Raw genomic sequence first — 12906 nt, 5'->3', positions numbered from 1 at the left:
CCCGCACGATGACCGTCACGCTCGCCCGGACCCGACGCTCCGTGGTCGTCGCTCTCGTGGCCGGTGCCGTGCTCGTGGCCGGGCTCGCCTTCTGGCGGGCCAGCGGCGACGACGCCACGGCGCCGTACGACGACCCCGAGTCGGCCGGACTGCTGACCCTGTGCGCCGCGGACGGGACGCCCGTGACCGGGGGCCGCGTCGACGAGCGACCGTTCGTCGACGTGGTGCTCGGTGAGACGGGCCTGCCGCCGGCGTACGACGCCCGGGGCGCGGTCGCGACGCTGTTCGCCTACCAGCCCCGCGAGGGCGTCGCGGCGAGCGAGTTCAGCGGCTCCCCGCTGACGGCGGCCGCCGTGCTGGCCGACGCCACGAAGCCCGGCGCCGTGGTCACCGAGGACGCCTGGTCGCTCGGTGACTTCACCACCGCCTTCCCGGCGGACTGGGACGGCTACGTGCAGCTGCGGCTCTACCTCGGCACTCCCGACGCCGGGACGCTCACCGACCAGCCCTACGACACCGCCGATCTCCGGGTCGACGGCGACCGCTGGGAGCTGGTGCGCGGTGGCGGCGCGTCCTGTGCCGACGCGGAGTCCGTGACCGTCCCCTGACCGGCCGGCGCCCGGCCACCCAGAACCCTCCCGAGGAGAACACACGCATGAAGATCAGAGTGAACAAGGCGATGCTCGCCGCGGCCGGCCTGGCCGTCGCGGTGACCGTTGCCGGCGGCGTCGCCGTGGGGGCGGGCGCCGACGACTGGTACACCGGCGGCAACGCCGCGCTGGCCGACCCCGACCACACCGCCATCGCCCTCAAGCTCTACAACGCCGCCGGGGTCGAGGTCTCGTCCGGCAACATCGGTGACCCGCTCGCCGCGTTCGCCGCGGCGGGAGGCGCCGTGCGCGCCGGCGACGCCTTCGCCTCCCTGTTCGTCCACCTGCCCCAGTCCGACACGGCGCCGGGCGCCTGGCCGGGGCTCCAGGTGTCCGGCACCGACGAGTTCAGCGGCGCAGGCGCCGTCGCCGCCCCGGCGTCGCTCGCCGGCAAGCCCTACGTGCGGACCGGCAACGGCGGCTACACGCTCGCCGAGGTCGCGGAGGTCCTGCCCAACGACGAGACCGACGCCAGCTTCGCGCACGTCTACGAGCTGCGGCTGCGCACCAGCTCCGAGACCAAGGGCGTGAGCACCGAGTACGCCGCGGCGTACGTCAAGATCACCGGCAGCACCTGGGCGATCACCACGGCGCCGGTGCTCGGAGGCGGTGGGCCGACGGGGACGGCGACCCCGACGGGGACGGCGACCCCGACGGCGTCCCCGACGCCGACGACCAGCCCGACCCCGACGTCCGGGCCGAGCACGAGCGGGCCCCAGGCGACGAGCACCCCCACGCCGACGCCCGCCCCGACCACCGGCACGGCCGTCAAGCGGAAGCCGGGGAAGCCGGTCCTGAAGGTGACGACGAAGCCGACGCCCAAGAAGGGCGGCGCCGCGACGGTCACCGTGGCGACGCCGGCCGGGCTGGCGAAGGCGACCGGCAAGGTCTCGCTGGTCATCACGAAGGGCAAGACGACGGTCCGGGTGAACGGGACCGTCAGGGCCGGGGTCGCCAAGGTCAAGCTCCCGAAGCTCGCCAAGGGCAGCTGGACCGTGACCATCACCTACTCCGGCGACGCCAGGTACCTGGCGTCGTCGGCGAAGTCGAAGGTCGCGTCGAAGTGATGCGGCGCCGCGTGGTGCCGGTGCCCGGCGCCGGCACCACGCGGACCTGAACGGAGGAGGAGAGCGATGGGTGCACATGCGACAGAGGCGGTCGCCGACGCCGGCGCGGCCGCGACGAGCACGGCCGTGATCCCGGTGGCGCTGCCGTCGACGACCGCGAGCCTCGAGGCGTCGAAGGTCTCCGCGTGGTTCGGGCAGCGCAAGGTGCTCGACCGGGTCGACCTGGAGATCCCCGCGGGCAAGGTCACGGCCCTCATCGGGCCCTCCGGCTGCGGCAAGTCGACCTTCCTGCGGATCCTGAACCGGATGCACGAGCTGGTGCCCGGCGCCTCGCTCGCCGGCGAGGTGCTGCTGGACGGCGTGGACATCTACGACCCCGAGCGTCGTCTCACCGACGCCCGCAAGGCGATCGGGATGGTGTTCCAGAAGCCCAACCCCTTCCCGGCGATGTCGATCTACGACAACGTCCTCGCCGGCCTCAAGCTCACCGGCACCAAGGTGGGCAGGACCGAGAAGGACGCGCTCGTCGAGGAGTCCCTCACCCGGGCCGGGCTGTGGCTCGAGGTGCGGGACCGGCTCAAGCAGCCCGGGTCGGCGCTCTCCGGCGGCCAGCAGCAACGGCTGTGCATCGCGCGCTCGCTGGCGGTGCGGCCGCGGGTGCTGCTGATGGACGAGCCCTGCTCGGCGCTCGACCCGACCTCGACGCGCGTCGTCGAGGAGACGATCCAGCACATCGCGTCGGACGTCACGATCGTGATCGTCACCCACAACATGCAGCAGGCGCACCGGGTCTCGGACCAGTGCGCGTTCTTCCTGGCCGCTCACGGCACCCCCGGCGTGATCGTCGAGCACGGCCCCACGGCCTCGATCTTCGAGAGCCCGCAGGACCAGCGGACCCACGACTACGTCAACGGGCGGTTCGGCTGACCGCCGCCGCCTCCCCAGACCCGCCGGGCGCACCCCCCGGCGGAAGGAGCGGAGCCGCCGGGCGCACCCCCCGGCGGCTCCGCTCCCACTTATCCGTTTGAGACTGCTCGTCGGGCCCGCGAGGCTGGCGGCATGACTGCCTTCGTCGCGCACACGGCCATCGACTGCCACAACGCCTACGAGCTCTCGGAGTGGTGGAAGCCGGTGCTCGGCTACGTCGACATCGAGGGCGACCCCAACGAGCCGGGACACGTCGAGTGCATGATCCGCGACCCCGAGACCGGTCATCGGTTGCTGTTCATCGAGGTGCCGGACGACAAGGTGGTCAAGAACCGGGTGCACCTCGACCTGCGACCGCGCACCGCCAGCCGGGACGCCGAGCTGGAGACGCTGCTCGCGCACGGCGCGACGTACGTCGAGGACCACCGCGACGAGCACGGCCCCGGCACGGGATGGGTGACGCTGGCCGACCCGGAGGGCAACGAGTTCTGCATCCTGCGGTCGCCGGCGGAGCTGGAGCGCCAGTCGAACGGGAGCTGAACGATACTGAGGCCATGCTCCAGCGCCCCCAGGACCAGTGCACCAGCGACTACGTGCACGGCCGCTTCGGATGAACCGTGGCCGCCTGGTCGCGGCGCTCGCCACTGCGCTCCTGGTCGTCGCGGGGCTGGGCTACGCCCTCTCGCAGACCGTGCTCGCACCGCAGCCGCTCGTGCTCGCCGAGCCGCAGTACGTCGAGGCGCCGAGCCCCGAGACCACCCTGGAGCGGCAGCCCGGCGACGAGCCGTCTGCCCCGACCCGGGTCGACCCGGCGTGGGTCCGGGTGAACGCCGCGAAGGCCGGCATCCCCGCTCCTGCGCTCCGTGCCTACGCCAACGCCCAGCTCCGCAAGCCCCGCGACTGCGACCTCGGCTGGACCACGCTGGCCGGCATCGGCTGGGTGGAGTCCCAGCACGGCACGATCGGCGGTCGGACGCTCGCCGGCGACGGCCACTCCTCGACGCCGGTGCTCGGCCCGGCGCTGGACGGCACGGACTTCGCCGCGATCCGGGCCACGCCGGAGAGCACGGCCTGGCACGGCGACCCGACCTGGGACCACGCGGTCGGCCCGATGCAGTTCATCCCCTCGACCTGGGAGACCTGGGGCGCCGACGGCGACGGTGACGGCGCCGCCGATCCCAACGACATCGACGACGCCGCGGCCACCGCGGTCCGCTACCTCTGCGCCGACGGTCACGACCTCACCTCCGGCGCCGGCTGGGCGGACGCCGTCTTCTCCTACAACCACGACCAGTCCTACATCGACTCGGTCTACTCGGCCGCCACGGCGTACGCCGAGCGCACCGCGAAGGGCTGAGCCCTCACCCGAGCCTCAGACGTCGACGGCCTCGTCGTCGGCGCGCGCACGGTCGCCGCGGACCCGGCTCTGAGGGGGCAGCTCGACGACGAAGCAGGTGCCGCGCCGCTGACGCTGCTCGAGGCGGAGCTTCCCGCCCATGGCGACGACCGCCTCGGCGGCGATCGCCAGCCCCACGCCGCGTCCGCGGGAGCCGGATCCGCGCCAGCCCCACTGGAAGACCTGCGACTGATGGCTCTCGTGGATGCCGGGTCCGAGGTCCACCACGACGAGCTCCGTGCGCTCGGGGTCCGCCCCGTCGCGGGTGTAGACCCAGACCGGGGCGCCAGGGGCGTGCTCGGCCGCGTTGTGCAGCAGGATGTTGACGACCTCGGCCGTCGGGTCGGCCGGCACGGTGATCGGGTCCGTCGGGGCGTACCAGACGACGTCCTGGCCCTGCACCCGGCGCGCCACCACCAGCGGGCGGATGATCTGGTCGATGTCCGCCATCGGGTCCATCTGCCCGGCCCGCTGGTCGTCGAACATGCGGCTGAGGCGGGCGCTCTCCGTGGTCAGCATCTCGGTCAGCCGCGCCCGCTCCTCGACCGAGAGCCGCGGCTCGCTGCTGATCATCGCGCTGGCCGAGGCGATGCCCGCGATCGTCCCCTTCACCTCGTGCAGGTGCTCGACGTCGGTGCGGGTCTGGTCGCGCAGTTGAAGGAGCTCGCGCTCGAGCGCGCGCACGGTCTCCGTCTTGTCGCGCATGCCCAGCAGCAGGAGGTCCACGCTGACGCTGATCACCAGGATCGCGGTGGCGAGCCCGACGGCCACGGCGAGCAGGGACCAGGCGGGGTGCGCGGCCAGGTCGGTGACGCCAAGCGCCGTCGACGCGCTCCAGAGGAAGGCGGCGACGGCGAGCCGTCCGACGCCGACCGGGAGGGTCGAGGTGCGGAGGACCGCCACGGCGACGAACGCGCCGATGGCCACGAGCGCGGTGACACCGAGGACCTCGTTGACGGAGCGCGACGGGAGCCACACGTCGTCGAAGGGCGCCTTCGCCCACGCGATGGGGATCAGCAGGAGCAGGATCCCCAGTCCGACCCCGACAGGCACCGGGGCGACGCGGAGCTGGAAGCGGGTCGCCACCCACACCAGCAGCAGGATCGCGGTGCCGACGACGAGGGAGGACGAGACCGTGCCGATCGAGTCGTAGGCGTCGTCTGGATCGAGCAGCAGAAGCGGCCACTGCACCCCCATCATCGCGGTCGCCGCGGTGAACCAGGCCGTGGCCGGGTGCGGGCACAGCCGCCAGGCCACCCAGGCGCACACCGAGGCACACAGCGCTGCGGGCAGGATCATCAGGCTCGCGGTCGTCGCCGCCCAGGGCCACGAGGGGCTGCTCGGCACGGCAGCGACGACGGCGACGTAGGTGCCCAGGACGGCCAGCGCGGGCACGATCCGGCCCGCTACCCATGTGGGCCGCCCGGCCCCCCGTCCGCGTCTCACTGTCCGTTACCCCATCGCTTTCCCCCGTTCAACTCCGTACCCAACATTCGGGACGGCGGCACCTCCGGATGGGTCGATACCTCAAATTGGGTAAGCGCGCCCGCGGGAGCGCGGCCTCGGGCGTGTCGGAGACCGCCCGTAGACTCGCTGCGTCACCCCCTGCCACGCGCTGGTCGGGGGCTCTCGTGTTGTCCGCACCACTGCTGGGAGTGACCGTGCACCTTGCCGGACTGGCCGAGGCCGTCCTCGCCGATCCGATCCTCGACGAGGTGATCGCCGACGCCCGCGGGGGGAGCGTGCCCGCGCTCGACCTCACCGGGCCCGAGGCCATGCGCCCGTACGTCGTGGCCGGGCTGGTGCGCGCGGGGCGCACCGTGCTCGCGGTGACGGCGACCTCCCGGGAGGCCGAGGACCTGGTGTCCGCTCTCGGTGACCTGGTCGACCCGGCCGGGGTCGCCTACTACCCGAGCTGGGAGACGCTGCCGCACGAGCGGCTCAGCCCGCGCAGCGACACGGTCGGTCGCCGGCTGGCCGTGCTGCGCCGGCTGCAGCACCCCGGCGACGACGCGTCCAACGGCCCCCTGCAGGTCGTGGTCGCTCCGGTCCGCTCCGTGCTGCAGCCGCAGGTGAAGGGCCTCGGCGACCTCGAGCCCGTCGAGCTGGTCCCCGGCGACACGGCCCCGCTCGAGGAGGTCGTGCGCAACCTGGCGAACGCGGCGTACTCGCGGGTCGACCTGGTCGAGAAGCGTGGCGAGTTCGCGGTCCGCGGTGGCATCGTCGACGTGTTCCCGCCGACCGAGGAGCACCCGCTCCGGGTGGAGTTCTGGGGCGACGACGTCGAGGAGATCCGGTCCTTCTCCGTCGCCGACCAGCGCACCCTCGACAAGGTCGAGCGGCTCTGGGCCCCGCCGTGCCGCGAGCTGCTGCTCACCGACGAGGTCCGCGAGCGGGCCGCCGCGCTCGGCCAGGCCCACCCGCAGCTGCTCGAGCAGACGGACAAGATCGCGGCCGGCATCGCGGTCGAGGGCATGGAGTCCCTCGCGCCGGTGCTCGTCGACGACATGGAGCTGCTCGTCGACCTGATGCCCGCGGACACGCACGTGCTCGTGCTCGACCCGGAGCGGGCGCGCACCCGGGCGCACGACCTGGTCGCCACGAGCGAGGAGTTCCTCGGCGCGAGCTGGGCGGCGGCTGCCGGTGGTGGCCAGGCCCCCATCGACCTGGGCGCGGCGTCCTACCGCGAGATCGGCGACGTCCGCAGCCACGCGATCGCGCAGGGCAAGCCGTGGTGGACCGTCAGCCCCTTCGGGCTCGACACCGACGACGAGACGCGCGTGCTCGGCGCCAAGCCCGCCGACGCCTACCGCGGAGAGATGGAGCGGGCGGTCGGCGACATCGCGCGCTGGCGGGCCGACGGCTACCGGGTCGTGGTCCTGCACGCCGGCCACGGACCGGCCGAGCGGATGCGCGAGGTGCTCGCCGAGCACGACGTGCCGGCGCGGGTCGCCGAGGACCTCCAGGAGGCCACCGACCTCAGCGCCGACGTCGTCACGATCGCCTGCGGCGCCGCCGACCACGGCTTCGTCGACGACGCCAACCGGTTGGTCGTGCTGACCGGCGAGGACCTGTCCGGCCAGAAGTCCTCGACCCGCGACATGCGCCGGATGCCGGCCCGCCGCAAGCGCCAGATCGACCCGCTGGAGCTGCGCGCCGGCGACTACGTCGTCCACGAGCAGCACGGCGTCGGCCGCTTCGTCGAGATGAAGCAGCGTGAGGTCGGGGGAGCGGTGCGCGAGTACCTCGTCCTCGAGTACGGCGCGAGCAAGCGTGGTGGCCCGCCGGACCGGCTCTACGTCCCGGCCGACGCTCTCGACCAGGTCACGCGGTACGTCGGCGGCGAGGCGCCCAGCCTCGACCGGCTCGGTGGCGCGGACTGGACCAAGCGCAAGGCCAAGGCCCGCCGCGCGGTGCGCGAGATCGCCGCCGAGCTCATCAAGCTGTACGCCGCGCGCCAGGCCACGCAGGGCTTCGCGTTCGGCCCGGACACCCCGTGGCAGCGCGAGCTCGAGGACGCGTTCCCGTTCCAGGAGACCCCCGACCAGCTCAGCACGGTCGACGAGGTCAAGGCCGACATGATGCGCACGGTGCCGATGGACCGCCTGGTCTGCGGCGACGTCGGCTACGGCAAGACCGAGATCGCGGTGCGCGCGGCGTTCAAGGCCGTGCAGGACGGCAAGCAGGTCGCGGTCCTGGTGCCGACCACGCTGCTGGTGACCCAGCACCTCAGCACGTTCTCCGAGCGGATGAGCGGCTTCCCGGTCGTGCTCAAGGGCCTGTCCCGCTTCCAGAGCGACGCCGAGGCGCGCGAGGTCGTGGCCGGGCTGGCCGACGGCTCGATCGACATCGTCGTCGGCACGCACCGGCTGCTCAATCCCGACATCCGGATGAAGGACCTCGGGCTGATCATCGTCGACGAGGAGCAGCGCTTCGGCGTCGAGCACAAGGAGCAGATGAAGCGGCTCCGCACCAGCGTCGACGTGCTCTCCATGTCCGCCACGCCGATCCCGCGCACGCTGGAGATGTCGATCACGGGCATCCGCGAGATGTCCACGATCACCACCCCGCCGGAGGAGCGGCACCCGGTGCTCACCTACGTGGGCGGCTACGAGGACCGTCAGGTGATCGCCGCCGTGCGCCGCGAGCTGCTGCGCGAGGGTCAGGTCTTCTACATCCACAACCGGGTCAGCTCGATCGAGAAGGCGGCGGCCCGGATCCGCGAGCTGGTGCCCGAGGCGCGGGTCGCGACGGCGCACGGCCAGATGAACGAGAAGCAACTCGAGCAGGTGATGCTGGACTTCTGGGAGAAGCGCTTCGACGTGCTCGTCTGCACGACGCTCGTCGAGTCGGGCCTCGACGTCTCCAACGCCAACACGATGATCATCGAGCGCTCCGACGCGCTCGGCCTCTCGCAGCTCCACCAGCTCCGCGGCCGCGTCGGCCGGTCGCGGGAGCGGGCCTACGCCTACTTCCTCTACCCCTCGGAGAAGCCGCTGACCGAGACCGCGCACGAGCGGCTCGCGACGCTCGCGCAGCACTCCGACCTCGGCGGCGGCATGGCCATCGCGATGAAGGACCTCGAGATCCGCGGTGCCGGCAACCTGCTCGGCGGCGAGCAGTCCGGGCACATCGCCGACGTCGGCTTCGACCTCTACGTGCGGCTGGTCGGCGAGGCCGTCCAGGAGTTCAAGGGCGAGGGCCAGGACCAGCTCGACGAGGTCCGCATCGAGCTGCCGGTCGACGCCCACCTGCCGCACGGCTACATCCCGAGCGAGCGGCTGCGGCTCGAGATGTACCGGCGCCTGGCCGAGGTGCGCTCCGACGAGGACGTCGACCTCATCAACGAGGAGCTGCTCGACCGCTACGGCGAGCCGCCCGTCGAGGTCGTCTCGCTGCTGCTGGTCGCCCGCTTCCGGGCGCGGGCCCGCCAGGCCGGCATCGGTGAGGTCACGATCGCCGGCCGGAACGTGCGCTTCGCACCCGTCGAGCTGCCCGAGTCGCGGGTCGTCCGGCTCAACCGGCTCTACCCGAAGTCGATCGTCAAGGCGCCGGTCCGGACCGTGCTCGTGCCCCGCCCGGTGGCGCCGGGGATCGGGGGGCAGCCGCTCGCTGGCATCGCCCTGCTTGAATGGGCCCGTCAGGTGATCGACGCCGTCCTGGACCCCGTTCCCGAGAAGTAGGAGCACGCGTGACCTCGACCCGACTCCGCGGCCTCGCCGGCCTCGCCGTGGCCGCCGCCGTCACCCTGTCCGGGTGCGGCTCCGTGCCGGCGCTCAACGGTGGCGTGGCCGCCCGGGTGGCCGGGGAGTCGGTGACCCTGGAGGAGGTGGCCGACACCGCCGCGGCGTACTGCTCGGCCGTCGAGACGCAGCTCCAGGACGGGCAGACCGTCGCCAACTCCGTGGTCAGCTCCCAGGTCGCCGGCTCGCTCGCCCTGCGCGCCGCCAGCGAGCAGTTCGCCGCCGACCAGGGGGTCACGGCGGACGCGGCCTACGACCAGGCGCGCGACGACCTGGAGGCCAACCTCAGCGACCTCACCGACACGCAGAAGGAGGCGGTGCGCGCGGTCAACCTGGCCCGGCCCTACGCGCTCGCCGTCCAGCTCGCCGTGGGCAAGCAGCTCGGCGCCGACGACGACGCGGCAGCCGAGGCCGGAGCGGACGCCTTCGACGACTGGCTCGACGACAACGACGTGCGTATCGACCCCCGCTTCGGGATCGCGCTCGAGGGCGGCGAGGTCACGCGCACCGACACCGACATCTCCCGGCCGGTCAGCGAGAAGGCCCGCGCAGCGACGTCGACCGACGACCAGACCTTCTCCGCCGGGCTGCCGTCCACCCAGCGCTGCGGCTAGATGACGGCGTCCGGTGAGTCGCTCCTCGAGTTCCTCGAGGTGATGCGCCGGCTGCGCGCCGAGTGCGCGTGGAAGGCCGGCCAGACGCACCGCTCGCTCGCCCGCTACCTCCTCGAGGAGACCCACGAGACCCTCGAGGCGATCGACACCGGCGACGCCGCCCACCTGCGCGAGGAGCTCGGCGACCTGCTGCTCCAGGTCTACTTCCACGCGGTGATCGCCGAGGAGGCCGGCGAGTTCACGATCGACGACGTCGCCGCCGACATCATCGAGAAGATGCGCCGCCGCAACCCCCACGTGTTCGGAGGGGTCGCGGGCGGCACCCCGCAGGAGATCAACGAGGTCTGGGAGTCGATCAAGGCCGCCGAGAAGCAGCGCGCCGCGGTCACCGACGGGCTGCCCGACACGCTGCCCGCGCTGCTCTACGCCGACAAGGTGCTCGACCGGCTCCACCGCGCCGGCACGCCGGCCGACCCGGACGGCACCGACCTCGGCGACCGGCTGCTGGCCCTCGTCGCCGAGGCCCGGGCCGACGGGGTCGACCCGGAGCAGGCGCTGCGCGACGCCGTACGACGTCGTCTGTGACCGGCTAGGGTTGCCGATCGTGGCCCGGGTGCTGATCGTCGAGGATGACGCCGACGTACGTGACTGGGTCGCCCACTGCATGCTCGGCGACGGCCACGAGATCCGCGGCGTGCCCGACGGCGCGACGCTGCGACGGCTGCGTGCCGACGAGCCCGGCTACCTGCCCGACCTCGTGCTGATGGACTACGCGCTGCCGGACGTCGACGGCGTCGCCCTGCTGGCCGAGCTCGAGGAGGTGTGGCCGGACGTCGCGGCCGTCTTCGTCACCGTGCAGTGGACCGGCGAGATCATCGACCGGATCGCCCAGACGGGGCGGGAGCGGATCGCCAAGCCGTTCCAGCCCGACGACCTGCGCGCAGCGGCTCGGCGCGCGCTCGGGACCGGGGGTCGCCAGGAGTGAGCCGCGCGCGGGTGCTCGACCTGGCCGGCTTCGCGGCGTACTTCGTGCTCGCAGCCGTGCTGGGCCGCCTGACGGTCCTCGACGGCGCCAGCCTGGCCCTCCTGTGGCCGGCGGCGGGCGTGGCCGCGGCATGGTTCGCCGTCACCGGCTGGAACCGGTGGCTCATCGTCGACGGCGTCGTGCTCCTCGCGTGCTCGTGGCTGATCAACGACCTGACCGGCGTCTCGACGTCGCTCTCGCTCGGCCTCGCGCTCGGCACCCTGGCCCAGGTGCTGCTCTTCGGCCTGCTGATCAGCCGCTGGTGCCCCAGCATGTGGGGCTTCGGCGAGGAGCCGCCGCCCGGCGTCCAGAGCCTGCGGGACCTGGGCTACCTGATGGCCGCGGTGTTCCTCTCGACGACGGTGGCCTCGCTCATCGGGCCGACGTCGATCCTCTTCGAGGCCGACGGGGAGTGGGGCGGGCTGGTGACCTGGGTGCTGCGCAACGCGGCCGCGGTGCTCGCGATCTTCCCGTTGTCGCTACTGGCCCGCAACACGGCTCGGGCGCCGAGAGGACAGCGCGGCCTCGGTGGGCTGGGTGCCGGAGGGACGGTCGAGGCCGTCCTGCTCGCGCTCTGCACGGCAGGACTCGTCTGGATGGTCTTCCTGGTGACCGACGGGCTGCCGCTGCCCTTCGTCGTCGTCGTGACGTGCGTCTGGGCGGGCACCCGCTTCACGTCGTGGGTCTCCGACATCCATGCCCTGGCGGTGAGCGGCGCGGTCGCGGCCCTGACCGTCCTCGGTCACGGGCCCTTCGACGAGATCGCCGACATCGGCAGCCGCGAGCTGACCTTCCAGACCTACATCGCACTGGTCGTCGTGATCAACCTGGTGCTCTCGGTCGGTCGCCGGGAGGCCCTGCTGCTCAACCAGCGGCTGGCGCTCTCCGAGGAGGCCGCGGCCGCGCAGGCCACCACGATGCGCACGATCCTCGACTCCATGGCCGACGGCGTCACCGTGCTCGACCAGGACGGCCGTCTGGTGCTGCGCAACCCGGCCGCGGCCACGCTGGTCGGCACTCCTCGCCTCGACGACGAGGGCCGGCTCGCCCCCGACCCGGAGGAGATCTCCGCCCTCGACGGCCGCAGCCTGGTCGGCGAGGAGGGGCTGCTCGCCCGCGCGCTGTCCGGCGAGGTGATCGAGGGCCTCGACCTCCTCGTGCGCAATCCCTCCGTCCCCGACGGCCGGATGCTCCAGGTGACGGCCCGGCCGATCATCGGCTCCGACCCGCCGTCCACGGTCCTGGTCTTCCACGACGTGACCGCCGACCGGCGCGAGCGCGACGAGCTCGCGTCGTTCGCCGGCGTCGTCGCCCACGACCTGCTCAACCCACTGACGGTCGTCGAGGGCTGGTCGGAGGCGCTGCTCGAGCCGGCCCGCAACGGGGTGTCCGTGCCGCCGCACCTGCAGGTCGAGCAGCTCGAGCGCATCCAGCGCGCCGCGCAGCGGATGCAGCACCTCATCAACGACCTGCTCGCCTACACGACCGCGCGGGACCTCGCGATCAAGCTGGTCCGGGTCGACGTCGTCGCCGTGGTGGAGGACATCGTCCGCGCCCGGGTCGACGCCGCGCGGGTGCAGAGCGGGCTCGTGCCGCGCATCACGGTCGCCCCCGGCGTACCCGCCGTGCGGGCGGAGCCGGTGCTGCTGCGGCAGGTGCTCGACAACCTGGTCGGCAACGCGGTCAAGTACGTCGCGCCGGGCGTGGTCCCGGAGGTGTCCGTGACCGGCCGCCGGGCCGAGGGCGACGCGTCGATGGTGCTGATCGAGGTCAGCGACAACGGCATCGGGATCCCCGAGGGGCACCGGTCACGGGTCTTCGACAGCTTCCACCGCGCGCACCGCGACGGTGGCTACCGCGGCACCGGCCTCGGCCTCTCGATCGTCAAGCGGGTCGCCGAGCGGCACGGCGGCACCGCGTGGGTGCGCGGCAACGACGCCACCGGGGGCACCACGATGTGCGTGACGTTCCCGGCCGCCGACTGA

Annotated in this window: 11 protein-coding genes; 10 read left to right on the top strand and 1 reads right to left on the bottom strand. The window is 73.0% G+C overall.

The window, feature by feature from the left end:
• Positions 1–8 precede the first annotated feature (8 nt).
• The 5 genes from HZF07_RS10790 (at position 9) to HZF07_RS10770 (ending at position 4001) form a co-directional block, all read left to right on the top strand.
• Positions 9–608, top strand: coding sequence for a hypothetical protein (locus HZF07_RS10790; RefSeq protein ID WP_157341558.1), 600 nt, complete (start codon positions 9–11; stop codon positions 606–608).
• Positions 609–655: 47 nt separating this feature from the next.
• On the top strand, positions 656–1717 hold the full coding sequence (locus tag HZF07_RS10785; protein WP_157341556.1) for an Ig-like domain-containing protein: 1062 nt from the start codon (positions 656–658) through the stop codon (positions 1715–1717).
• A gap of 66 nt (positions 1718–1783) precedes the next feature.
• Positions 1784–2644 (top strand): phosphate ABC transporter ATP-binding protein, encoded by an 861-nt coding sequence (locus HZF07_RS10780; RefSeq protein ID WP_157341555.1) that lies wholly within the window; start codon positions 1784–1786, stop codon positions 2642–2644.
• A 132-nt stretch (positions 2645–2776) separates the two neighbouring features.
• Positions 2777–3184 (top strand): VOC family protein, encoded by a 408-nt coding sequence (locus tag HZF07_RS10775; RefSeq protein WP_157341553.1) that lies wholly within the window; start codon positions 2777–2779, stop codon positions 3182–3184.
• A 70-nt stretch (positions 3185–3254) separates the two neighbouring features.
• Positions 3255–4001, top strand: a complete 747-nt coding sequence (locus HZF07_RS10770) for a lytic murein transglycosylase (RefSeq protein WP_157341551.1) — start codon at positions 3255–3257, stop codon at positions 3999–4001.
• A 15-nt stretch (positions 4002–4016) separates the two neighbouring features.
• On the opposite strand, the gene HZF07_RS10765 is transcribed toward HZF07_RS10770, so the two are convergent.
• Positions 4017–5435, bottom strand: coding sequence for a sensor histidine kinase (locus HZF07_RS10765; RefSeq protein WP_157341549.1), 1419 nt, complete (start codon positions 5433–5435; stop codon positions 4017–4019).
• A gap of 266 nt (positions 5436–5701) precedes the next feature.
• Here HZF07_RS10765 and mfd point away from each other — a divergent pair, with 266 nt between their 5' ends.
• Genes mfd through HZF07_RS10740 form a run of 5 tightly spaced genes read left to right on the top strand, consistent with a single transcriptional unit; the run spans position 5702 to position 12906 of the window.
• Positions 5702–9223, top strand: a complete 3522-nt coding sequence (gene mfd / locus HZF07_RS10760; protein WP_181645050.1) for a transcription-repair coupling factor — start codon at positions 5702–5704, stop codon at positions 9221–9223.
• Positions 9224–9231: 8 nt separating this feature from the next.
• Positions 9232–9897: a hypothetical protein gene (locus HZF07_RS10755; RefSeq protein WP_157341545.1), complete on the top strand. Its 666-nt coding sequence runs from the start codon at positions 9232–9234 to the stop codon at positions 9895–9897.
• Entirely contained in the window at positions 9898–10482 is a 585-nt protein-coding gene (locus tag HZF07_RS10750) for a MazG family protein (protein WP_157341543.1), read from the top strand. It abuts the gene before it with no gap.
• Positions 10483–10501: 19 nt separating this feature from the next.
• Positions 10502–10882, top strand: coding sequence for a response regulator (locus HZF07_RS10745; RefSeq protein ID WP_157341541.1), 381 nt, complete (start codon positions 10502–10504; stop codon positions 10880–10882).
• A complete protein-coding gene (locus HZF07_RS10740; protein ID WP_157341539.1) occupies positions 10879–12906 on the top strand; it encodes an ATP-binding protein in 2028 nt (675 codons plus the stop codon). Before HZF07_RS10745 ends, HZF07_RS10740 begins: the two co-directional genes overlap by 4 nt.

Source organism: Nocardioides agri, assembly GCF_013778305.1.
Classification (GTDB): domain Bacteria; phylum Actinomycetota; class Actinomycetes; order Propionibacteriales; family Nocardioidaceae; genus Nocardioides; species Nocardioides agri.
Note: the sequence above shows the minus strand (reverse complement) of the source record. Positions and strands in the feature narration are given on the sequence as shown.